Annotated in this window: 20 protein-coding genes; 9 read left to right on the forward strand and 11 right to left on the reverse strand. The window is 64.4% G+C overall.

The features are described from left to right. Positions 1-109 precede the first annotated feature (109 nt). The 5 genes from AC2TC0_RS03410 to AC2TC0_RS03430 all read right to left on the reverse strand — a co-directional run bounded on the left by AC2TC0_RS03410 (position 110) and on the right by AC2TC0_RS03430 (position 5,269). Positions 110-982 carry a F0F1 ATP synthase subunit gamma gene (locus tag AC2TC0_RS03410; RefSeq protein WP_484716074.1) on the reverse strand — a complete coding sequence of 291 codons (873 nt, stop codon included), beginning with the start codon at positions 980-982 and terminating at the stop codon, positions 110-112. A gap of 86 nt (positions 983-1,068) precedes the next feature. Continuing rightward, positions 1,069-2,598 (reverse strand): F0F1 ATP synthase subunit alpha, encoded by a 1,530-nt coding sequence (gene atpA, locus AC2TC0_RS03415; protein ID WP_484716075.1) that lies wholly within the window; start codon positions 2,596-2,598, stop codon positions 1,069-1,071. 3 nt (positions 2,599-2,601) lie between these two features. Further along, a complete protein-coding gene (locus tag AC2TC0_RS03420) occupies positions 2,602-3,189 on the reverse strand; it encodes a F0F1 ATP synthase subunit delta (RefSeq protein ID WP_484716474.1) in 588 nt (195 codons plus the stop codon). 107 nt (positions 3,190-3,296) lie between these two features. Further along, positions 3,297-3,695: a hypothetical protein gene (locus AC2TC0_RS03425; RefSeq protein WP_484716076.1), complete on the reverse strand. Its 399-nt coding sequence runs from the start codon at positions 3,693-3,695 to the stop codon at positions 3,297-3,299. Positions 3,696-3,802: 107 nt separating this feature from the next. Beyond that, complete coding sequence (locus tag AC2TC0_RS03430; RefSeq protein ID WP_484716077.1) at positions 3,803-5,269, reverse strand: S1C family serine protease; 1,467 nt, start codon at positions 5,267-5,269, stop codon at positions 3,803-3,805. Between the two features lie 167 nt (positions 5,270-5,436). On the opposite strand from AC2TC0_RS03430, the gene AC2TC0_RS03435 reads away from it, so the two are divergent. The 3 genes from AC2TC0_RS03435 (at position 5,437) to AC2TC0_RS03445 (ending at position 7,453) form a co-directional block, all read left to right on the forward strand. Then, positions 5,437-5,748, forward strand: a complete 312-nt coding sequence (locus AC2TC0_RS03435; protein WP_484716078.1) for a TFIIB-type zinc ribbon-containing protein — start codon at positions 5,437-5,439, stop codon at positions 5,746-5,748. A gap of 197 nt (positions 5,749-5,945) precedes the next feature. Continuing rightward, positions 5,946-6,413, forward strand: a complete 468-nt coding sequence (locus AC2TC0_RS03440) for a DUF1203 domain-containing protein (protein WP_484716079.1) — start codon at positions 5,946-5,948, stop codon at positions 6,411-6,413. Next, the gene (locus AC2TC0_RS03445) at positions 6,410-7,453 is read left to right on the forward strand and encodes a bifunctional transcriptional activator/DNA repair enzyme AdaA (protein ID WP_484716080.1); all 1,044 of its coding nucleotides are present in this window, start codon (positions 6,410-6,412) and stop codon (positions 7,451-7,453) included. The genes AC2TC0_RS03440 and AC2TC0_RS03445 overlap by 4 nt, the downstream gene beginning before the upstream one ends. Here the strand turns inward: AC2TC0_RS03445 and AC2TC0_RS03450 are convergent. From AC2TC0_RS03450 to AC2TC0_RS03460, 3 genes are read right to left on the reverse strand one after another with little or no spacing between them, the layout of a single operon-like run. Beyond that, entirely contained in the window at positions 7,450-9,045 is a 1,596-nt protein-coding gene (locus tag AC2TC0_RS03450) for a tetratricopeptide repeat protein (RefSeq protein ID WP_484716081.1), read from the reverse strand. The two genes, AC2TC0_RS03445 and AC2TC0_RS03450, sit on opposite strands and share 4 nt — an antisense overlap. Further along, complete coding sequence (locus tag AC2TC0_RS03455; RefSeq protein ID WP_484716082.1) at positions 9,046-11,214, reverse strand: primosomal protein N'; 2,169 nt, start codon at positions 11,212-11,214, stop codon at positions 9,046-9,048. A 21-nt stretch (positions 11,215-11,235) separates the two neighbouring features. Then, entirely contained in the window at positions 11,236-11,958 is a 723-nt protein-coding gene (locus tag AC2TC0_RS03460) for a helix-turn-helix transcriptional regulator (protein WP_484716083.1), read from the reverse strand. A gap of 199 nt (positions 11,959-12,157) precedes the next feature. Between AC2TC0_RS03460 and AC2TC0_RS03465 the strand changes: the two genes are divergently transcribed. Together AC2TC0_RS03465 and AC2TC0_RS03470 are read left to right on the forward strand one after the other, a co-directional pair. After that, positions 12,158-12,844, forward strand: coding sequence for a PEPxxWA-CTERM sorting domain-containing protein (locus tag AC2TC0_RS03465; protein WP_484716084.1), 687 nt, complete (start codon positions 12,158-12,160; stop codon positions 12,842-12,844). 92 nt (positions 12,845-12,936) lie between these two features. Continuing rightward, positions 12,937-15,237: a patatin-like protein gene (locus AC2TC0_RS03470; protein ID WP_484716085.1), complete on the forward strand. Its 2,301-nt coding sequence runs from the start codon at positions 12,937-12,939 to the stop codon at positions 15,235-15,237. Positions 15,238-15,302: 65 nt separating this feature from the next. Here AC2TC0_RS03470 and AC2TC0_RS03475 read toward each other — a convergent pair whose 3' ends face one another. The 3 genes from AC2TC0_RS03475 to dnaK all read right to left on the reverse strand — a co-directional run bounded on the left by AC2TC0_RS03475 (position 15,303) and on the right by dnaK (position 19,428). Continuing rightward, positions 15,303-16,250, reverse strand: coding sequence for an MBL fold metallo-hydrolase (locus AC2TC0_RS03475; RefSeq protein WP_484716086.1), 948 nt, complete (start codon positions 16,248-16,250; stop codon positions 15,303-15,305). Between the two features lie 64 nt (positions 16,251-16,314). Then, the gene (gene dnaJ, locus AC2TC0_RS03480) at positions 16,315-17,439 is read right to left on the reverse strand and encodes a molecular chaperone DnaJ (RefSeq protein ID WP_484716087.1); all 1,125 of its coding nucleotides are present in this window, start codon (positions 17,437-17,439) and stop codon (positions 16,315-16,317) included. Between the two features lie 75 nt (positions 17,440-17,514). Continuing rightward, positions 17,515-19,428 carry a molecular chaperone DnaK gene (dnaK, locus tag AC2TC0_RS03485; RefSeq protein WP_484716088.1) on the reverse strand — a complete coding sequence of 638 codons (1,914 nt, stop codon included), beginning with the start codon at positions 19,426-19,428 and terminating at the stop codon, positions 17,515-17,517. Positions 19,429-19,585: 157 nt separating this feature from the next. Here dnaK and AC2TC0_RS03490 point away from each other — a divergent pair, with 157 nt between their 5' ends. From AC2TC0_RS03490 to AC2TC0_RS03505, 4 genes are all read left to right on the forward strand, one after another. Beyond that, positions 19,586-20,062: a copper chaperone PCu(A)C gene (locus AC2TC0_RS03490; RefSeq protein WP_484716089.1), complete on the forward strand. Its 477-nt coding sequence runs from the start codon at positions 19,586-19,588 to the stop codon at positions 20,060-20,062. Next, on the forward strand, positions 20,062-20,556 hold the full coding sequence (locus AC2TC0_RS03495) for a vgr related protein (protein ID WP_484716090.1): 495 nt from the start codon (positions 20,062-20,064) through the stop codon (positions 20,554-20,556). The genes AC2TC0_RS03490 and AC2TC0_RS03495 overlap by 1 nt, the downstream gene beginning before the upstream one ends. A gap of 90 nt (positions 20,557-20,646) precedes the next feature. Continuing rightward, a complete protein-coding gene (locus AC2TC0_RS03500) occupies positions 20,647-21,822 on the forward strand; it encodes a PrnB family protein (RefSeq protein WP_484716091.1) in 1,176 nt (391 codons plus the stop codon). Positions 21,823-21,866: 44 nt separating this feature from the next. Beyond that, positions 21,867-23,222: a DNA recombination protein RmuC gene (locus AC2TC0_RS03505; RefSeq protein WP_484716092.1), complete on the forward strand. Its 1,356-nt coding sequence runs from the start codon at positions 21,867-21,869 to the stop codon at positions 23,220-23,222. Positions 23,223-23,234 lie beyond the last annotated feature (12 nt).

The following is a 23,234-nucleotide window of genomic DNA, read 5'->3' on the forward strand; positions in this document are numbered from 1 at the left end:
TGGCGGTGGCCATGATATCTTACCTTCTTGCCTTTTCGTGCCCCGGCGAAAGCCGGGGTCCAGACTGGGGTTGGACTGGACCCCGGCTTTCGCCGGGGAACAGTGTGGATTAGAGGGCCTCGGCCCCTGCAATAATTTCAATGAGTTCCGTTGTAATCGCCGCCTGACGCTGGCGGTTGTAAACAATGGTCAGCTTGCTGATCAGGTCGCCGGCGTTGCGCGTGGCATTGTCCATCGCGGTCATCGACGCGCCCTGTTCGGATGCCGCATTTTCCAGCAGGCCCTTGAAAATCTGGATGGCGATGTTGCGCGGCAACAGGTCAGCCAAAATTTCTTCTTCGCCCGGCTCATATTCGACGGCAGCACCCGATGCGGCGGGCGCGTCGGCGGGCGGCGCGACGGGGATGATCTGCTGCCCCGTGGCTTCCTGCACCAGGGCAGAGCGGAATTTGCTGAAAAACAGGTGCGCGACGTCGAACGCGCCCGCTTCAAACATGCCCATCAGCTGGTCGGCGATGGCGCGCGCCTCTACAAAGCCGATGTTGCGGATGCCGGTCGTTTCGAAATGCTCGGCAATCTGGCCGGGAAACAGGCGCGCGATGACCGGGCGGCCCTTGCGGCCGACAAGGAGGAAGCGGACGGTTTTGCCCGCCGCCTGCAGTTCCAGTGCTTTGTCGCGGGCGGCTTTGACGATGTTGCTGTTGAACGCACCCGCAAGGCCGCGGTCGCTGTTCATCACCACCAGCATATGCGTTTCCGACTTGCCGGTGCCCGCCAGCAGCTTGGGCGCGCTGTCGCCGCTGACCTTGGCCGCCAGGCTGGCCACCACGGCTTCCAGCCGCGCCGCATAAGGGCGCGCGGCTTCGGCGGCGGCCTGCGCCTTGCGCAGCTTGGCGGCGGCGACCATTTTTTTGGCCTTGGTGATCTTCTGGGTCGATTTGACCGAGGCGATCCGCCCTTTAAGTTCCTTAAGGCTAGCCATTTGTTTCTTTCATGTTCCCCGGCGAAGGCCGGGGTCCAGTGAGAATGGACGCTCTGGACCCCGGCTTACGCCGGGGAACAGGCAATTTAAGCAAAAATCTTCGCGAAGGCGGTCAGCGCATCCACCAGCCCGGCCTTGGCCGTGTCGGTCAAATCGCGCGTGTCGCGGATTTCCTTCAGGACGCCGGCATGGTCGCTGCGCAGATAGGCGAGCATCGCCTGTTCATAGCGCGTCACGTCGGCCACCGGCACGGCGTCGAGATAGCCGTTGGTGCCCGCGAAGATCGAAGCGGTCTGTTCTTCGAACGGCATCGGCTGGAACTGCGCCTGCTTCAAAAGCTGGGTCAAGCGCGCACCGCGGTTGAGCAGCTTCTGCGTCGAGGCATCAAGGTCCGACCCGAACTGCGCAAAGGCTTCCATTTCGCGATACTGGGCGAGCTCCAATTTGATCGAGCCCGACACCTTCTTCATCGCCTTGGTCTGCGCCGCCGAACCCACGCGCGACACCGAAAGACCGACGTTAATCGCGGGACGGATGCCCTGGTAGAAGAGGTTTGTTTCCAGGAAGATCTGGCCGTCGGTGATCGAAATCACGTTGGTCGGAATATAGGCCGACACGTCGCCCGCCTGCGTTTCGATGATCGGCAGCGCGGTCAGCGAACCATTGCCATTGGCGTCGTTCATCTTCGCCGCGCGCTCGAGCAAGCGGCTGTGCAGATAGAAAACGTCGCCGGGATAGGCTTCGCGGCCCGGCGGGCGGCGCAGCAGCAGCGACATCTGGCGATAGGCGACCGCCTGCTTCGACAAATCGTCATAAACGATCACGGCGTGCATGCCATTGTCGCGGAAATATTCGCCCATTGTGCAGCCGGTGTACGGCGCCAGGAACTGCAGCGGTGCAGGCTCCGACGCCGTCGCGGCGACGACGATCGAATATTCCATCGCGCCATTTTCTTCGAGCTGACGGACGATCTGCGCCACGGTCGAGCGCTTCTGGCCGACGGCGACATAGATGCAATACAGCTTCTTCGATTCGTCGTTGCCCTTATTGGCTTCGCGCTGGTTGATGAAGGTGTCGATCGCCACAGCGGTCTTGCCGGTCTGGCGGTCACCGATGATCAACTCGCGCTGGCCGCGGCCCACGGGGACGAGCGCGTCGAGCGCCTTCAGGCCCGTTTGCACCGGTTCGTGCACCGATTTGCGCGGGATGATGCCGGGGGCTTTGACTTCGACGCGCATGCGCTTCTCGGCGACAATCGGACCCTTGCCGTCAATGGGGTTGCCAAGGCCGTCGACCACGCGGCCCAGCAGGCCCTTGCCCACGGGCACGTCAACGATGGTGCCGGTGCGCTTGACGGTGTCGCCTTCCTTGATCTCGGCGTCGCTGCCGAAAATCACGATACCGACGTTGTCGGCTTCCAGGTTCAGCGCCATGCCCTGCACGCCATTGGCGAATTCGACCATTTCACCGGCCTGAACATTGTCGAGGCCGTGGACGCGGGCGATGCCGTCGCCGACCGAGAGAACCTGGCCGATTTCCGACACCTGGGCATCGGTGCCAAAATTGGCGATCTGGTCTTTGATGACCTTGCTGATTTCAGCGGCGCGGATTTCCATGACTTAGCCTTTCATCGCTTGCGCGAGGGTGTTGAGACGGGTGCGGATGCTGGCGTCGATCAGCTGGCTGCCCAGCTTGACCACCAGCCCGCCAAGGATGGCGGGTTCGACTTTTGCAATAACGGCAACATCGCGGCCAACACGGCTGCGCAGTTGCTGCTTGAGTGCGACAAGCTGGTCATCGTCCAGCGGGTGCGCGGTGGTGACCTCGGCGGTCACTTCGCCGCGATGCGCTGCCACGATCATGCCAAATGCCCGAATCATCGCGGGCAGATCGGCCAGGCGGCGGTTGTCGGCGAGCACGCCGAGGAAACGGGTGGTGAGGTCGTCGAGGCCCATGGATTTGGCAACGGCGGCAATCGCCTTGGCGCCATTGGCGCGGCTGATCAGCGGGCTCGAAACCAGCGCGGCAAGGTCAGCCGATTCGGCCAGCGCGGCGCTGAGCGCAGAGAGGCTCGATTCGACCGTCTCGATGCTGCCGCCATCGCGCGCCAGATCGAACAGCGCCGACGCATAACGACCGGCCAGCCCTGCCGTGATATTGGCCTGATTGCCGCTGGAATTATCCACGCGCGAACGTCCTTGATCAATGATCCCGAGGGGGGATTGGGGTTGCCGCAAAGGGAGGCGCAAAAAGCACCCCAGCGGCAAGGTCGCGGCGCGCCTAGCAATGATTATGCTGCATTGCAAGGTGGCGGTTAGACGCAGCCCTGACCCGAAGACGTGGTTGGACGCGACTTGCCGGCGCGTACGGCAGCCAAGGCTTCCTTCGCTAGCTTTTCGGCATCGGCCTGCGTCTCGTTGGGCAAGTCCAATCCCGCATTGTATCCGTCTTCAATCGCTTGCGCTTCTTCCTGTTTGCACAATTGCGAATTGGGCAACTTTACGCCGTTCACATGATAGCCCGTTACGATGCAAAACTTGCCTTCAGCATCCTTGAAGCAGTCAAACTCAGTAGAAACCGGCGCGCAAGCTGTTGCCATACCGTAGCCTTCACCGTCCGATTTCTGTCGAAACGGCCGGACAGCAACTTCGTAATTTGTCCAACAATCCTTGTTCGAAAGCGTGAGCGCGCATTCGCACGCGGCGGTCGCCAAGCTTTGAATGGCTGCGCGGTCGGCAGTGGTGGCAATTTTCTGTGACTCCTCAGCGGTGCAGCCTGACAGCCCAGCTAAACAGAAAAGCGCAGTGATTATCGAAGGTCTCACTCTTCCGCCCCCGTGCACCCATAGACCAGCCGCTCATTCGGCGCCTCGTTCAGCGCGGCGCGGATGGCGGCCTGGGTCGCGCCCAATTGCTCGAGTGCCGCTGGGTCGCTGGTGCAGCTCGCCGCGCCGCCGCGCTGCAATTCGCGCAGCTTGGCCAGCGTTGCGGCGTCGGGCAGCCAGCGTTCGACGCGGTAAGTCGCGCCGTCGGCCGACAGCGTGGCGATGCTCGCCGCCCCCGCATCGCTTGCCACCGTCGCGCGCGTCCAGCCGCCGTCAGCACCGGGAATGAATTGCGCGCCTGCCGCGCAGCCAGTCGCGGACAGCGCCAGTTCGACATCATCGGCCTTCGACACCGTAATCCGGCTGCGTTCGGGACGCAGGGTGCAGACGCGCTTGCCCACTGGCGCGGCGGTGACCAGTTCGGGGCCGGTTTCGGCAGGGGCCCCTGCCTCCGGCGTCGCTTCGACCAGCGAAGGCCGGGTTACGAACAGCGCGACCGCACCCAGTGCCAGCAACGCGCCGGCGCCCATCCCGGCCCCCGCTTTGCCGTCGCCCTCGCGCCGCCACACCCAGCCCGCGCCGCCCGCCATCGCCGCCAGCACCAGCGCAAGGCCCGCCAGCGCCAGCCGGTTCTCGCGCGCTGTTAAGGCCGCCTCGGTCGCGGCGCGCTCCTGCTGCTTCAGTTCTTGTGCGCTCGCGGCTTCGCGGTCGGCGTTGGCGGCGCTGGCGGCTTTCGCCTCGGCTTCTGCCGCCGCGCGGTCGCGCGCTTCGGCCTCGGCCAGGCTGATGCAGGGCGTGCCGACGCCACTATAGGCTTGCCGCGAATCGGCCAGAAACGCGGTCAGCTCGCGTGCGCTCACCGCAAAGGCGAACCCTGCATCGCCCTCGTCGGCGCGGGTCAGAAAACTGTTGATGCCCAGCACCCGCCCGCATCCATCGACCAGTGGCCCGCCCGAATTGCCGCGTGCAATATTGGCGGTGTGGAGCAGCGTCGCGACGCCTTGAACGGCCTGCAGCGCCGATACATCGCCTTCGGACCGGACCGGCGCGCGCGGGATGATATAATCCTGCGCGGTGCGCGCGCTGGCGAGGTCGACATTGCCGGGATAGCCCAGCGCCACCACGTCCAGCCCCGCCGTCACCGGCCCGGTGTAAATGGTCGCAGGCGGAAGCCGCCCTTCGGTCAGCTCGATCAGCGCCAGATCGCGCCGCGCATCGACCGCCACCAGCCGCGCGGCATAGCTTTTCTGCCCTTCGGACGGCACCACACCGACAGCGACATTGGACGGGTAACGCACCGCCGAATCAACCACATGCGCGTTGGTGACAATGCGCGTCGGCGACACCGCAACCCCGCTGCCATGGCCGAAACCGACAACCTCGCCATCGACCATCGCGACGGTGACAACGCGCACAACCCCGCGCGCCGCTGCGCCGACATCATCGGCGGCGAGTGTTGGCACCGCGAATCCAACAAGGGCGCAAATCAGGGCAATGAAACGCAACATGCACCCTCGCTATGCGGCCATGACCGCCTAGGAAAGCGATTTCTTGCACGCGTTGCGGACCATCGGGAACGCCGCCGCCCGGTCATTCGTTAAACCGGAAACCCAATTGTCAGGAGCGACCAATGCCCAACCATAATGGCCCCATGGCCTGTCCCATCGACGGCACGACGTTGATCATGGCCGAGCGTCAGGGGATCGAGATCGACTATTGCCCCACCTGCCGCGGGGTGTGGCTCGATCGCGGTGAGCTCGACAAGATCATCGAGCGGTCCAGCCGCGACGATGATGACGATCGCCGTCCGCGCGCCGCTCCGCCGCCCCCGCCGCAACAGCCGCACGGCTATGCCCCGCCCTCGCCGGGCTATCCGCAGCAGGGCTATGGTTATGGCAAGCCGTATAAGAAGAAGCATTGGCTGCACGATATTTTTGACTGAGGGGGGAATCGTAGAAAAATAGCCAATGTTTCGTCATCCCGGACTTGATCCGGGATAACACGCCCCTGTTGCTCGTTATCCCGGATCAAGTCCGGGATGACGATTGGGAGGCAATCGAGGTTTGACCGCAAGGTGCGGGACGGCGCGGGCGCACGCGCGGGCTAGAAAGCGGCATCACCCCAACAGGAGACGCCGCCATGACTTATCGCATCGCTGGGCTCGACCCCGTGCCCTTTGCCCCCTTGTTCGCTTTGTCCGACGCGGAACTGGCCGCGCGGGGCGCGCGCCGTGTCACCGCATCCGCCGACAGGGGCTTTCCCTGCCGCGTCAGCCTTGCTGATGCCCGTGCCGGCGAAGACCTGATTTTGCTCCACCACGTCAGCCACGATGTCGCGACCCCGTATCGCAGCGCCTATGCCATTTATGTGCGCGAAGGCGCGGCACAGGCGGACCATGTCGGCGAATTGCCGCCGGTATTCGCTGGCCGGCCGCTGGGGCTGCGCGGGTTCGATGCGGGCGGCACGCTGCGCGACGCGCGGCTGGCGCTGCCCGGAGAGGCCGAGGACAAGATCCTGGACCTGTTCGCCAACCCTGCCATCGCCTATATCCATGCGCACAACGCCGCGCACGGGTGCTTTGCGGCCAAGGTGGAGCGGCTGGCATGACCATCTCCGATGATGATCGCTGGGCGGCGGTGTTGCGCCGCGACCGGGCGCTCGATGGGCGCTTTGTCACCGGTGTGCTGACCACGGGGATATACTGTCGCCCCAGCTGCGCCGCACGGCATCCGGCGCGTGGCAATGTGCGCTTTTTTGCTGATGGTGCGGCGGCGCGCGGGGCGGGGCTGCGCCCTTGCAAGCGCTGTCTGCCGGATGATGTTGCGCGCGACGGAGGCGCGGTGCTCGCCGCCATCGCAGCAATCAAGGACAGCGAAGAGCCGCTGGCGCTCGCCGACCTGGCGCGGCGCACCGGCTATTCCGCGACCCATTTCCAGCGCGTCTTCGCCCGCGCCACCGGCCTGTCCCCGGCCGCCTATGCCCGTGCCTTGCGGGCCGAACGGGCGCGGCAGGCGCTGGCCGGTGCGGATCGGGTCACCGATGCAATATATGATGCAGGCTATTCGGCGCCGTCGCGCTTTTATGATGAACAGGCTGGGCGCCTCGGGATGACAGCGTCGGTTTGGAAAGACGGCGGGCGCGGGGTGACCATCCACTGGGCGGTGGTGCCGACGACGCTGGGCAACATGCTGGTTGCGGCGACCGACCAAGGGGTATGCCGCCTTGCCTTTGGGCTGACCGGTGGTGATCTGGCGGTGCAGTTTCCAAATGCCACTTTGGTCGAAGGAGCTGCCGAATTCGCGGCCTTGCTCACCGATGTGGTTGCGGCGGTCGAAAGCCCCGCGCGCGCCAACAGCCATATCCCGCTCGATGTGCAGGGCACGGCATTTCAGGAGGCGGTGTGGCGCGAATTGCGACGGATTCCGCCCGGCGAAACGCGCAGCTACGCTGACATCGCCGCCGCCATCGGCAAACCCGCGGCGGTGCGCGCCGCAGGCACGGCGAACGGCGCCAACCAGGTGGCAGTACTCATCCCCTGTCACCGCGTCGTGCCCAAGGGCGGCGGCGTGGGCGGCTATGCCTGGGGCCCGGATATCAAAGCCGAGCTGCTGCGGCGAGAAGGGGCAGGCGGGGCGCGACTGCTTTAGTCGTCGGTTTCTGTTAGTGCTGGGACGTCGGCTAATATCGGCGGCGGGTCGCCGGTCGCGCCTTCGCTGACCCATGCCACCAAGTCCTGCGCCCGTCGCCGCGCCCCCGATTCGTGCGGGCCATTGGCGACAGGGAGCAGGCGGCGCAGCGCTCCGCGCAAATCGCCCCGCGCGATTAGCACCTGGGCAGCGTTGATGCGCAGTCCCTGATCTTGCGGGGCAAGGTCGCTGGCCTTGACCAGCATCAGCCGCGCCGCCTCGTCGGCGCGCTCGCCTGCCATGCCATAACTGTAATAGAAATTGGCGAGGACAAAGGGGTCGTCGGGCGCGGCGGTAACCGCTTCGGCCAGCGGCGCGCGGGCACGGGCGTAAGCATCTGGGTCCGTGACGCGCGCGGCGTCGAGCCGCTGCAGCTCGGCCACACCGAACATCGCCATCGCCCGCGCGCTCGTCGGGTCGCTGGCCCGGGCGCGCTTCGCCGCTGCGGCCATTGCCGTCCAATCCTCGGCTTCCTCGTGCAGCGCCGCGAGTAACAGATCGATCTCGACCTCGCCGGGAAAGCTTGGGCGCAGCGCCTCGACATCGGCGATCAGCTTCGCCCGCTCTTCATCGTCGAGGTGAAAACGTTGGCGCAGCATTTTTTCGACCACCGCGCCCTCGCCGGGACGCAGCACACGAGTGCGCTCGACCTTCAACACTTCGGGCGGCAACGGTGGTGCTTTATAGGCAAAGTTGCCGGCGCGGCCATACGCACGAAATTCGCGCTCGAGCTGTTTCATGTCGCCAAAGGCAGCAAAGGCCTCCTCGTCGCTCTTGCCGCTGTTGAGCGCGACCAGATAGGCGCGCAATTGACCCGGCCGTTTATCCGACAATGTTAGATAGTGGGTCAGCAGCCATGACTGGCCATAAAAATTTTCGCTGCTGCGTGCCGATTTCTTGCCCTTGGCGGGGCGCGCCATCAATTCTTCGAGCGGAATCCAGTCGGTTTCGCGGATTTCCCACTGGCGGTGGTTCGCGGCCTTGCCAAAAGTGATCGCGCCCTTGCGCTCAAACGAGGCTGTCGACACCAGCTCGGCCCATCCTTCGACATACCAGGGCGGATAGGCGACTGCTTGATACTGCAGCATAAAATGATGACCATATTCGTGGAACAGCACGACTTGAGACGAAAAGTCACTGCCGCCGCCGGTTTCGCGCGGCACGATAGCGACCGGCCCTTCGATACCTGGTTTGTAAACGCCCGCGATCGATGATCCGGCCGGCGCGCCCATCACGCGATGCAGCGTGTCCTGATCCGCCACGTAAAAAACACGCACTTTCACCACCTGCCGATCGTCGCGCAGACCCGTGGCGATTTTCATCAGATAATGGACGCCTTCCAATCGCTCAGCATAGCGCACCAGCTCTTTCTCGTTGGCCTCGCCAAAGATGCGGAAATGTGCTGTCTCCACCTCGCGCCACTCTGCGTGTGCGGGCGCAAAGGCACCCGATGACAGCAATATGAAACAAAGCAACGGGCGCAGCATCAATCCATTCTCCGGCGAATCGACAAGTCCTGCCACACTGCCGTGCGTATATAAAAAGTAAAGCAATTACAGAAAGCTATAGGGATCAATATCAATTGTCAGCCGCACCTTGGCGGGCCAGTCGATCCGCGCGGTCCACTCCGCAATCATTTCTTGCAGCGCAAAGCTGCGCGGTGCGTGGGCGAGCAGGCGGAAACGGTGGCGGCCGCGCAGCATCGCCAGCGGCGCGGGGGCGGGTCCATAGATATCCGCGCCCACGCCGCGCGGCGCGGCGGCGGCGAGCTGGTCGGCGGTGCGGCGCGCGACTTCGGCATCCTCGCTCGAAATGATTATCGCGGCGAGCCTGCCATAGGGGGGCGAACCGGCATTTTTGCGCGCCGCGGCTTCGGCGGCGTAAAATCCGTCGCGGTCATTCGCGACCAGCGCGGCGATGACCGGCGCGGTTGGCATGCGCGTCTGCACCAGCACCGCGCCGGGCTTGACCCCGCGCCCCGCGCGCCCTGCGACCTGCTGCACCTGCTGGAACGTCCGCTCGGCGGCGCGCAAATCGCCGCCGTCGAGGCCAAGATCGGCATCGACCACGCCGACCAGCGTCAGATTGGGGAAGTGATAGCCTTTGGTGACCAGCTGCGTGCCGATGATGATGTCGATCAGGCCTGCCTCAACATTGTCCACAAACTCCGCTGCGCGCGCGGGCGACCACAGCGTATCGGACGTGACGATGGCCGTGCGCGCCTCGGGAAAGCGCAGCTTTACCTCATCCGCCACGCGTTCGACGCCGGGGCCGCAGGCGACCAGCGCATCCTCGTCGCCGCATTCGGGGCATTGGGCCGGCGGCGGCATGACATGGCCGCAATGGTGACAGGCGAGACGGCGAACCAGCCGGTGCTCGACCATCCACGATGTGCAGTTGGGGCACTGGATGCGGTGGCCGCAAGTGCGGCACAGGGTCAACGGTGCAAAGCCGCGCCGGTTGAGAAACAGCAGTGACTGTTCGCCCTTCGCCAGCCGGTCGGCGAGCGCGGCGACCAGCGGTGGCGCGAGCCAGGTGCCGCGGTCGGGCGGATTATCCAGCAGGTTGAGCGCGGCAATGGCGGGCAGGCTGGCCCCGCCAAAGCGCGCGGGCAGGGCGAGCCGCCGATAGCGTCCCGCCTCGACCTGCGCCAAACTCTCCAGCGCCGGCGTGGCGCTCGCCAGAATCACCGGAATTCCCTCGATCTGGGCCCGCATCACCGCGACGTCGCGCGCGTGATAATGGACGCCGTCCTCCTGCTTGAAGCTCGCCTCATGCGCTTCGTCGACAATGATGACGCCTAGCTGGGTATAGGGCAGGAACAGCGCCGAGCGCGCACCCACCACGATAGTGGCATCGCCGCGCGCAATCGCATGCCATGCGCGGCGGCGTTCGCTCGACTTGAGGCCCGAATGCCATGCCACCGGTTCAACGCCGAAGCGCGCGGTAAAGCGCGTCAGCATCGGCTCGGTCAGCGCGATCTCGGGCAGCAGCACCAGCGCCTGTCGACCGTCGCGGATGGCCGCCGCCACCGCCTCCATGTAAACCTCGGTCTTGCCCGATCCGGTGACCCCGTCGAGCAGCACCGGGTCAAAGGACCGCGCGGCAACAGCAGCGGCGAGCGAGGCGGCGGCTTCTGCCTGCTCTGCCGATAGTGCAGGCGGGGCGAAATCGGGATCGGGCGCAGGGTAAGGGGTGTCGCTGCTGATCGCGACCGCCTCCGCCGCGCCGACTTCGACCAACCCCCGAATAACGGCTTCGCTCACCCCTGCCTTGGCGGCCAGCTCGCGGACCGTCCCCTGTTCGCCCGCCAGCGCGTCAAGCGCGACCTGGCGCTGCGCGGTTAGCCGCGTTGGAACTACGCCGGTCAGCCGATATTCGATAATCGGGCGGCGCGCGTCGGCAAAGGCGACGCCGGGCAGCACCATGCGCAGCACCGCGCCGGGCGGGGCCATGTAATAGCTGCTGACCCATTCGATCAGGCGGCGGAGCGGTGCCGCGAGTGGCGGCACATCGACCACCTCGAGCAGATTGCGCAGCCGGTTGTCGCCAACGGGCTCGGGCGCGCCAAAGGCTTCGTCCTCCCAGATTACCCCGCCAAGGCGGCGCGGACCCAGCGGGGCGATGACGACGCTGCCCAGCGCGACGACCTCCCCTTGCGGCACCCGGTAATCGAGCGGACCCAATGCAGCGGTGAGGAGGAGGGTGCGGGCGCGGGCCATGGCCGCCCGCTATAGGCACGTTCAGCTACGCAGCGCCAGATAGCGCGCGACGGCGTGCGCACGGTTGACCGCACCCAGCTTGCGCCGTGCATTGTCAACATGGAAGCGTGCGGTGGTTTCGGATAGCGATAGGATCACGCCGATTTCCCAATCGGTCTTGCCCTCTGCAACATAGGCCATGACGTCGCGTTCGCGCCGAGTAAGGGCGGGGCCGGCGTCTTGCGCGGCGCCGACGGTCGGCAAAAAGGCTTCCGCAATCATTAGCGCGGCGATTTGGATCGCTTCGGCCTCGCCCGGTGCAAATTCCTTGCGGTCGAACCCGATGTGAAAGGATGTGATGCGCCGTCCGCTGCCATAGGCGGTAGCGCACAGTGCCTCGGCCATATCGGCTTCGGCGAGCGCTTCCCAATAGCTGGTGTTGCTGCGCGCGCCGTGCGGCGCGAAATCGGAAAAGCGATAGCGCGTCAATGATTGGGCGATGGCATCGACCAGCGGGTTTTTCTCGAAGCAGATATAGTTGAAGGCAGCGCTGCCCTCCCAGCCCGATTTGGCATGGCGCGCGACAAAGCCGCCTGCCTGCCAATGCCGCTGCGACGTCAGCGGGCCAAAGGGCCGATGATAAGCGCGCGCCTGCAAATAGGTGACGTCATGCGGTCGCAGCGCAGCGTGAAATTGGTCGGCGGCCTTGCCCAAATTTGGCGCAGCAAGCGCGGCCTCGGTAAGCGGGAGAATCGTCTGCAGCATCGTTCGGCCCCCTGACGGAGCCACGGTTATCCGCATCTTTCGTACCGGCCGCAAGGGGGTGCCTGACATTGTCCCGTGTTCGGACGCCAATGCAAACCTGTCGGATTCGAGAGGCGCGGGCGCAGGCGAGGGATGGTAACCAAAACGTGAATTCAGGCCGTCCCGCCGATGCGACAACCGACAAGCAACAGGAGCGTTCATGACCTTCGCCACTCCCCAAATTTTCCGTAGTGCGCTGTTTGCGCTGGCTGGTATTGCCGCATTGCAAGCCGCGCCGGCGGCGGCCACCGTCCACATCATCACTGCGACCGCCAATCCGGTGAATGCGACGACCGGCACCTTTACCATCGGGACCAGCGTCTTTAACGTTGGCAATCTGGTGTTTGATCCGTTCGACGAATTCACCGTCGAGGAAGGCGATACAATCGAGCTCACCTTGACACTGGCAGGCGCTTTTACCGTGCCCGGATCAATGGAACAATTGTTTGCGATCAATTTCTTCCGTGCCGATGGTGTTGATCCGCTGATCACGGCGACGGGACCCGAAACCACGGTCTCGGGAAGCAGCATTTACTCCTACAGCATGGGGCCGACGGGATTGTCGTCGGATACGCAGGGCGGCGCATGCGGCAATTGCCTGAGCGCGATCAACGGCCAGATTCCTGGCGGCCCCTTCACCTTTGACGGCATCAAGCTGACGCAGACCATCGACAAACTTGGTGCGCCCTATACAGTTGACCGTGCCAGCTTCAGCTATCAGCTTCGCGATGTCGCCGGAGCGATCCCCGAACCCGCGACCTGGGCCATGATGATTATGGGCTTTGGCTTGATTGGCGGTGCGCTGCGCCAGCGCAAAGCTGCAACAGTCCGCTACGCCGTCGCCTGACTTGTCAAACCTTGCGGCGGCCGCTTGCGACCCGGCCGCCCGCGCCCCGCGCCCGCCTTGCCAACAGGCGGCGCGGGGCATAGCGTTCGCGCGTGCGCGAAAAGGAACTCCGCCTTGCCCTTATTTGTTACGGCGGCATCAGCCTGGCCGTCTATATGCATGGCATCACCAAAGAGGTGTGGCGACTCGCTGCTGCATCGCGCCGCGCGCAGGATGGCGGTTCGGCGCTGACGGGCAGCGCAGGCGTCTATCAGCGCTTGCTCGAAGAAATCGGGCGCGCGCGCGGCGTGCGGTTGCGCGTTTTCGCTGACATTGTCGCCGGTGCCAGCGCAGGCGGGATCAACGGGATTTTTCTGGCGCGCGCGCTTACCACTGGCCAGTCGCTCGACCCCTTGACCGATATGTGGCTGACGCGCGCCGACCTTGATGCATTGATCGACCCTGACGCGCGTCCGCTGTCGCGCGCCACCAAATTCTGGGCCGCGCCGCTGGTGTGGATGGCGATGAAGCGGCGCGGCAACGCTATCGACCGCACCGTCGCGCGCGAGGCGCAGGACGAGGTACGGATGAAAGTATCACAGCTGGTGCGCGCGCGCTGGTTCGCCGCCCCCTTTGGCGGCCAAACTTTTTCTCACCTGCTCCACGACGCCTTTTCGGCAATGGCTGCTGGACCGGTCGGTTCGGTGCTGGTGCCGGCGGCGCAGCCTTTTGACCTCTTTGTCACTGTTACGGACTTTGCGGGGTATCACCGCCCGCTGGCTCTCAATTCACCAGCTATGGTGGAAGAACGTGAACATCGGTTGACGCTCGCCTTTCGCAAAGATGGTGCGGCTGGGAGCGATCTTGGCGATACGCCAGCGCTCGCCGCCGCGGCGCGCGCAACCGCCAGCTTCCCCGGGGCTTTCCCGCCCTTCACCCTGGCCGAGGCGGATGCCGTGCTGCGCCACCGCGGCATGGCGTGGCCGACGCGCGAGGCCTTTATCGCGGCGCAGCTGCCCCCGTGTGACGAGGATCCGGCTACACGCTGCTATATCGACGGGTCGGTGCTGGCGAACGCACCCTTCCGGCCGGCCATCGCCGCGCTCAAGCAACGCCCGGCGCGGCGCGAGGTGGACCGGCGCTTCGTCTATATTGACCCCAAGCCCGACCACCGGGCGGTCAGCCTGGGCAGACCCTCGCCAGGCAGCACCGACCCGCCGGGTTGGCTCAGCGTCATATTGGGCGCCCTTAGCGAAATTCCCCGCGAACAGCCGATCGGTGACAATGTCGAAGCGCTCGCAGGGCTGTCGATGCGGATCCGCCGTATGCAGCATGTCAGCGACGGCATGCGCGTCGAGGTCGAGGAACAGGTTGAGGGGTTGTTTGGCAGCAGCTTCTTCATCGATACGCCAACTCCCGCGCGGCTCGCCAAGTGGCGCGCGCGCGCGCAGGAGGAAGCGGCAACGCGCGCGGGCTATGCCTATGCTCCCTATGGCCACCTCAAGCTGTCGGTGGTGGTGGAGGACCTGGCCGCGCTGGCGGCGCGGCTCGCTCCGGCCCAGGATGCTGCCGCGCTGCGCGCCGCGCTGTGGGCGGCGGTGCGCGCGCGCGGGATCGACCGTATCGGCGGCAAGCGCGGCGCGGGGGCAAGCGCGCCGGTGATCGATTTTTTCCGTCAGCATGACATCGGCTTTCGCATCCGCCGTCTCCGCTTTCTAGCGCGGCAACTCGATACGCGCGTCGAATCGCGGCGCGCCCAGCCCGATCCTGCGGCTGAGGCGCTACGCACCGCCATCTATGCGGCGCTGGCGCTGTTTTTGGAGCGCGAAGGCGACGCCTGGTTCGCGGGCCTGCCAGCGGCTGAAAGTGCGGCATGGCTCGATGCGGTGGCGGCGCGGCGCGCGCTCGCCGAAACCGATGGCGAGGTTGATACCCTGTTGGCTGCACCGCTTGCGGCGTTGCCGAAAGACGAGCGACGGGCGATGCTGTTCGCCTACCTCGGCTATCCCTTCTACGACATTGCCACATTGCCGCTGCTGCAGGGCGAGGGGCTCGACGAATATGATCCCATCAAGATCGACCGCATCTCTCCCAGCGACGCCAATGCCATCCGCGCCGGCGGCGCGGTCGAGGTGCTGAAGGGCATCGAATTCAACAGCTTCGGCGCCTTTTTCAGCCGCGCCTACCGGGAAAATGACTATCTGTGGGGGCGGCTCCACGGCGCTGACCGGCTGGTCGACATTGTCGCCTCGACATTGGGAGAGGATATGGCGCTGGCCCCTGCGACGCTCGCGATGCTCAAGCGCGATGCCTTTCGCGCGATTTTGGACGAAGAAGAACCACGCCTGACACAGGTAGCGAAACTGGTTGCAGAGCTGCGCTCAGAAATCGAGGGCTTAGACCGTCAGGCCTGAGTCTTTCGATCGCCGCCGCGCACGACCGCGGCGTGCACGTCGACAGGCTCAGCGCTACCGTTGGATCAATGCTGATGCCCGCCCGGTCCATGGTCGTGCGGCTTGCCGGTGCCATGGTCATGCTCGGGGCGACCGAGGCTGTCATAAATCGCCGCGACAAAATCATCACCCTTGATAAAGGCGTTGGGGTTGGTGTCCCACCGCGCCGCCGGCTTCATCGCCTGCACCTCGGCCAGCGTTTTGCCTGCCGACTTGGCGGCCTCGACACTCGCAATCACGCTGGCCAGCATGTCGCGATAGGCCGTAAGGTCAGCCTTGGTCGCGACCGGGCCGTGGCCGGGAATGACAACAGTCTTGTCGTCGATCATCATCAGCACCTTGCCGATGCCAGCAAGCAAACCTTTGGCCGACCCGCCACTGTCGAGGTCGATGAAAGGAAGCGTGACCTGATGGAAAAACGTGTCGCCCATGTGAATGACATTGGCCTTTTCCCAAATCACCACCGAATCGCCGTCGGTGTGCGCATGCTTCAGATGCACCGTGCGCACGCGGTCACCATTAAGGTGCAGGCTGATCCCGTCATGATAGGTGATGACCGGCAGCGCCGCGGGGGGCGATGGCGGCGTGATGCCGAACCGCGTCTTCTGTTCGCTCGCCATCCGGTCGCGAACATGGTCGTGCGCCAGGATCAGCGCGCCTGCCTTGCCGAAATTCTCGTTCCCGCCGGTATGATCGAAGTGCCAGTGGGTGTTGATCAGATATTTCACCGGGCTCGCGCCCAGCGCGGCGACAGCAGCCTGAATCTTGGGGGTCAGCGGCGCGAACTGGTCATCGATCAGCACGGTGCCGTCGGGGCCATGCGACACGCCGATATTGCCGCCCGCGCCGAACAGCACCGCAATGCCGGGGGCCAGCGCTTGCGTCTTGATCTCGACCTTGGAAAAATCCTGCTGCGCGGCGGCGGGGCCGACCGCCACGAACAGGGCGGCGACGACGAAAGAAAATGGACGCATGGCTGGACTCCCCTGTGCTTTCACCATGGTTAGCACAGCATCGCGATGGCGCACCCTCAATTTTTCAGGTCAAATCTTCCCACATGCCTTTAAGCCGGTCAAAAAAGCCGCGCGATTGTGGGCATTCCTCGCCGGTTTCGGTTTTGCGAAAGGCTTCAAGCAGCTCGCGCTGCTCGGCGGTCAGCTTGGTGGGCGTTTCGACATCGACCTGGATCACCAGGTCGCCGTGACCGCGGCCGTTGAGCACGGGCATGCCTGCCCCGCGCTGGCGCAGCTGCTTGCCCGACTGGATACCCGGCGGAATACGGATTTCGTGGCGCGTGCCGTCGAGGCCGGGAATGGCGATATCGCCGCCCAGCGCAGCGGTGGTGAAACTGATCGGCGCGCGCGTGAACAATGTGGTGCCCTCGCGCTCGAACAGGCGGTGGCGCGCCAGATGCAGGAAGATATAGAGATCGCCGGAAGCGGTGCCGCGCGCGCCCGCTTCGCCCTCGCCCGACAGGCGGATGCGCGTGCCTTCGTCAACGCCGGCAGGAATGTTGACCGTCAGCGTCTTGCGCTTTTCAACCCGCCCGTTGCCATCGCACGCGGGGCAAGGGTCTTCGATAATCTCGCCCGCGCCCTGGCAGGTCGGGCAGGTGCGCTCGACCATGAAAAAGCCTTGCTGCGCGCGCACTTTGCCCGCGCCGCCGCAGGTGGAGCAGCGCCGCGTGCCGGTGCCCTTGCGCGCGCCGGACCCATCGCATGTGTCGCAGCGCGCGGCGACATCGATCTGGATTTCGCGGTTCACCCCGGCAAAGGCATCCTCGAGGCTGATTTCCAAGTCATAGCGCAGGTCCGCGCCGCGCGCCGGACCGCGCTGACGCTGCGCGCCGCCAAAAGCGCCGCCGAAGATCGATTCGAATATGTCGCCAATGTCGCCAAAATCGGCGCCACCGCCGCCGCCGGGGCCGCCGCCATTCTGGAACGCCGCCTTGCCAAAGCGGTCATAGGCCGCGCGTTTCTGCGGGTCTTTCAGGCAGTCATAGGCCTCGTTGATCGCCTTGAAGCGCGCCTCGGCCTGCTTATCCCCCGGGTTGCGATCGGGGTGATACTGCATGGCGAGCTTGCGGTACGAGGATTTCAGCGTGGCATCGTCGGCGCCGCGCTGAACCTCGAGCAATTCGTAATAATCGATGTCGAGTGACATGGCCTACCCCTCTCCCCGACCCTCTCCCCCCGCACAGCGCAACTGGGCGCAATCAAGGGGAGAGGGAGAAGGGCCTTACTTCTTGTCGTCCTCGACTTCCGAAAACTCGGCATCGACGACATCTTCGTCGGCCCCGGCTTTCCCGGCACTGCCATCGTCGGCGGTGGGCGATGCCGCGGCGGCCTGTTCCTTTTCGTAGATCGCTTGGCCCAGCTTCATTGCGACCTGCGCCAGCGCCTGGCTCTTCTCGCTCATGGCTGCAGCATCGCCGGCCTCGACCGCGCTCTTGGCTTCGCCTAGCGCAGCTTCGATTTCGGCCTTCAGGCTCGCGTCAACCTTGTCGCCATGTTCGGCCAGCTGCCGCTCGGTGGTGTGGATCAGCGATTCGGCGTTGTTCTTCGCCTCGGCCGCCTCGCGGCGCGCCTTGTCTTCTTCGGCGAACTTTTCCGCGTCCTTGACCATCGCCTCGATGTCGGCGTCCGACAATCCGCCCGAGGCCTGGATCTTGATCTGCTGTTCCTTGCCCGTGCCCTTGTCCTTGGCGTGGACCGAAACGATGCCGTTGGCGTCGATGTCGAACGTCACCTCGATCTGCGGCACGCCGCGCGGCGCCGGCGGGATGCCGACCAGATCAAACTGGCCGAGCAGCTTGTTGTCCGCCGCCATCTCGCGTTCGCCCTGAAACACGCGGATGGTCACTGCCGACTGATTGTCATCAGCGGTCGAATAGACCTGCGACTTTTTCGTCGGGATGGTGGTGTTGCGGTCGATCATGCGCGTGAAAACGCCGCCCAGCGTTTCGATGCCCAACGAGAGCGGGGTCACATCGAGCAGCAGCACATCCTTGACGTCGCCCTGCAGCACGCCCGCCTGAATGGCGGCGCCGATGGCGACGACTTCGTCGGGGTTCACGCCGGTGTGCGGTTCCTTGCCAAAGAAATCCTTCACCACGTCGCGCACGCGCGGCATGCGGGTCATGCCGCCGACCAGCACCACTTCGTCAATATCCTTGGCCGAAACGCCGGCGTCCTTGATGGCCTTGCGGCACGGCTCCAGCGTGCGCTGGACCAAATCTTCGACCAGCTTTTCCAGGTCAGCGCGGGTGATCGTCTTGACCAGATGCTTCGGACCCGTCGCGTCGGCGGTGATGAAGGGCAGGTTGATTTCGGTCGTCGCTGCCGATGACAGCTCAATCTTGGCCTTTTCCGCGGCTTCCTTCAGCCGCTGCAGGGCAAGCTTGTCGCCGCGCAGGTCGATGCCTTCGTCCTTCTTGAACCCGTCGGCCAGGAATTCGACGACCTTCGAGTCAAAGTCTTCACCGCCAAGGAAGGTGTCGCCATTGGTCGACTTCACCTCGAACACGCCGTCGCCAACCTCGAGGATCGAAATGTCGAACGTGCCGCCGCCAAGGTCATAAACGGCGATGGTCTTGTTGTCGGTCTTGTCGAGACCATAGGCGAGCGCCGCCGCGGTCGGCTCGTTGATGATGCGCAGCACTTCGAGACCCGCAATCTTGCCCGCGTCCTTGGTTGCCTGGCGCTGCGCATCGTTGAAGTAAGCGGGCACGGTAATGACGGCCTGCGTCACCGTTTCACCAAGATAGCTCTCGGCGGTTTCCTTCATCTTTTGCAGAATGAAGGCCGAAATCTGCGACGGCGAATAATCTTCACCGCCCGCCTTGACCCACGCGTCACCATTGGCGCCCTTGGCAATGCTATAGGGGACGAGTTCCATGTCCTTCTTGGTCATGGGATCATCGAAGCGGCGGCCGATCAGGCGCTTCACCGCAAAAATGGTGTTTTCGGGGTTGGTCACCGCCTGCCGCTTGGCGGGCTGGCCGATCAGCCGCTCGCCATCCTTGGCAAAGGCGACGATCGAGGGCGTGGTGCGGGTGCCTTCGGCATTTTCAATCACCTTGGGCTTGCCACCTTCCATCACGGCAACGCAGCTGTTGGTGGTGCCGAGGTCGATACCAATTACTTTGGCCATCGTGTCTTTCTTCCTTGCAATATCTGCGCGGCGCCCGGTTTCGGCACGCCGCATTCCCCACATGATGGGGGCGATATAGGTGGGCTTTGGCTTGGCACAAGGGCTGCGCCGCCCTATCTGAAGCACTGGATTTACCCCCGGACAGGACATCGCCGCCATGACTATGCTTCGCCTTGCCGCCCTCGCACTTGCCGTGACCAGCCTCGCGGCCTGCAACGAACAGGGTGAAAGCCGTCAGGTCCTGCGTGTCGTGAGCGGGCATATCGTGCTGCCCGCAACGCCCGACCGTCCGGCGGCGGGCTATTTCACCGTCGAAGGCGGCAGCGCGCCGGTTGATCTGGTCGCGGTTACTGCGGATCTCGCGCAGCGCGTCGAGATGCACCAGACGGTGAAGGAAGACGGCATGACCAGCATGAAGGAATTGCTGCGCGCGCCGGTACCGGTGCAAGGCAAGCTGGAGTTCAAACCCGGGGCCAACCATCTGATGATCTGGAGCATCAACGGCGCGGCAGTGCGCGCGGGGCGTTTGCCGATGGTGTTCATCTTTTCGAACAATGACCGCATCGTCTTTGACCTGAAAATCAAGAAACCAGAGGATGCCGCCAAGGCGGGCGAGGAGCACAAGGGCCATTAATGCCCATCGACCGGCCGCTCACCCCTGGCGAAATCACGCTGGCGCGCAGCGTCTTCGGCGATGCCATCGACTATGCACCGGTGCGCATCCGGACGCGCAAATGGGCCTTTTTCCAGCCGCGCAGCATCGTAATGGCGCCGATGGGGCATCTGCACTTCCACCCCGACGGCGATAATTATTGCGAAGATTTTTCCTGCCCGCCGGGCGATGACCGCGACGCGGTACGCCGCGCCAAGGGCTTGTTCCTGCATGAAATGACGCATGTGTGGCAGGCGCAGACGCGCGGCCGCTGGTATCTGGTGCTGATGCGTCACCCGTTTGCAAACTACAGCTACAGCCTGAAGCCCGGCTGGCCGCTGGCGCGTTATGGGCTCGAACAGCAGGCAGAAATTGTGCGCCACTATTGGCTGCTGACGCAGGGCGTCACCGTGGCGGGCGCGCCGGGGGTGGAGGCCTATCGCGCTGTGCTACCCGCCGCCTTTGGGCAAAGCTAGCGCACGTCACTGCGCTTGCCGTAATTGGTATCATTTGATACCAATTACGGCAGAGGCGGCCGAACCCGCGCCTCACCCATGAGACAATCGATGAAACTTTCCGACTATGCGATGACCGCAGAGCGCGGCTTTCTGTCGCCGTTCGAGTTGCCCGAAATCGCGCTGCCCGACGAATGGGCCCCGGTGCTGCACGCCGCCGAAGATCTTTCGGCGCTGCTCACCAGTGGCCGGGTCCGCACTTTTCTCGACCGGCTGCCCGACCCTGGCGTTGTGCAATGGGTGGAAACGGCCAGCGATGCCGAGCTGCGCGCCGCAATGGTGCGCTATGGCTTTCTGATCCAGGCCTATGTCTGGGGCGAAGCCGATGCGCCCGCCGTGCTGCCAGCCAACCTCGCGGTCCCGGTGGTCGCCATCGCCGACGCGCTGGGGCAGGCGCCGCTGCTGCCCTACTCATCCTATGTCCTCGACAATTGGGCGCGGCTGGATGAGGCTGGTCCGATCGCGCTCGACAATATCGCGATGGTCCAAACCTTTCTGGGCGGCGCGGATGAAAACTGGTTTGTGCTGGTCCATGTCGCGATCGAAGCCGAAGCCGGCCGGGCGCTCGCGCTCGCCTGTGAGCTGGTCGACTGCGCGGCTGCAGGGGATGTCGCGGGGGCGACCGCGCGCCTGACCGAAATGGCCGTCGTTTGGGCGCGCATCAACGCGATCTTCGATCGCATGCCCGAACGCTGCGACCCCTATATCTATTACCAACGGGTGCGCCCCTATATCCACGGCTGGACGAACAATCCGGCGTTGCCCAATGGGCTGATTTACGAAGGCGTCGAAAAATTCGGCGGCAAGGGGCAGGCGTTTCGTGGCCAAACCGGATCGCAGTCCAGCATCGTGCCCGCGATGGACGCGCTATTTGGCGTGTTACACAGCAACGACCCGCTGCGCGCCTATCTCGACGAACTGCACAGCTATCGCCCGGTGCCGCATCGCCGCTTCATTGATGATTTGAAGGCGCAATCGACGCTGCGCGCCTTTGTGAAGGCCAGCGGCGATGCTGCGCTGCGCGATGCGTTCAACGCGAACCTGACGCACGTTGCCGATTTCCGTACCCGCCACCTTGAATATGCGGCGAGCTATATCAACAAACAGGCTTCTTCGGGCGCGGGCAACGATCCTGATGTCGGCACCGGCGGAACGCCGTTCATGAAATATCTGAAAAAGCACCGCGACGAAAATCGTGCGCAACTGCTGGAAAATCTGATCGCATAAATAGGCTCTAGCCAAGGCAGCGACGTTCGTCCTATGTTCTGTCCATGGATGGAACGTCGCTCCTTGTCGCTGTCGCCGCGCTGCTCGTCGGTGCGCTCATTGGCTGGCTGGTCGCGGCGCGCCAGTCGGGTGCGCTCAAAGTCGAACGCGACAGCGTGACCCAGCGCTTCGGCGCAGCGATCAGCGATTTGGAGCAAGAGGTACGGCGGCGCGAAACTGCCGAGCTGCGCCTCGCCACCATCGAGGCCGAACGAGGCGCGCGTGAAGCGGCACTGGGCGAACAAATTGCGCAGCTCAAGGACGCGCAGGCGGCCCTTACCGCGCAATTTCGCGAGGTCGGACAGGCGATGCTCGACAAGGCACAGGCCGATTTCCTGACCCGCGCCGAAGCCCGCTTCAAGGAAAGCGAGGCAACGGCGGGCCAGAAATTGTCCGAGCTGCTGGCGCCGGTCAATGAACGGCTGGGGGCCTATGAAGCGGCGGTGCAAAAGGTCGAGGCCGACCGGCGCGAGGCCTATGGCAATCTGACCGGACTCATCGAAACGATGCGCATGGGGCAGGAAGAGGTGAAATCTGTCACCGCCAGCCTGAACAATGCGCTGCGCAACGCCCCCAAGGCGCGTGGGCGCTGGGGCGAACAGCAGCTCCGCAACGTGCTCGAAAGCTGCGGCCTCGCCGAGCATGTCGATTTCACCACCGAAGTCAGCCTCGACACCGACGACGGGCGGCTGCGCCCGGATGCGATCATCAATGTCCCCGGCGGCCAGAAGCTGGTCGTCGATGCCAAGGTTTCGCTCAATGCCTTTCAGGATGCGGGCAGTGCATCGGACGAGGCCGAACGCGCGCGCCACCTCGCCGCGCACGCCGCCGCGATGAAGGCGCATGTCACGACATTGGGGGCCAAGGCCTATCAGGACCAGTTCGACGAAGCCCCCGACTATGTCATCATGTTCGTCCCCGGCGAACATTTCCTCGCCGCCGCGCTCGAACAGGACCCGGGGCTGTGGGACTATGGCTTCGGACGGCGGGTGCTGCTCGCAACGCCGACCAACCTCGTCGCGATCGCGCGCACCGTCGCGGGTGTGTGGCGACAGGAAAAGGTCGCGGGTCAGGCGCGCGAAATCGCGGCGCTTGGCAAAGAGATGTACAGCCGCCTCGCTACCATGGCGACGCACATTGTCCGGCTTGGCAAGAATCTGGATCAGGCGACGGGATCATACAATAGTTTCATCGCCAGTCTGGAGGCACAAGTACTGCCGCAAGCGAAGCGATTCGAGGCGCTCGATATCGATACAGCAGGGAAGAATATTCCCGACCTTCTCCCGGTTGAACAAGTCGCGCGGCCACTCACCAAATTGGCGTCTGGCGACACACTGCGGGTGGTCGGCAACGAAGATTAGGGCTAGGCGCGG

The sequence above is a fragment of the Sphingopyxis sp. sgz302558 genome (assembly GCF_057220455.1).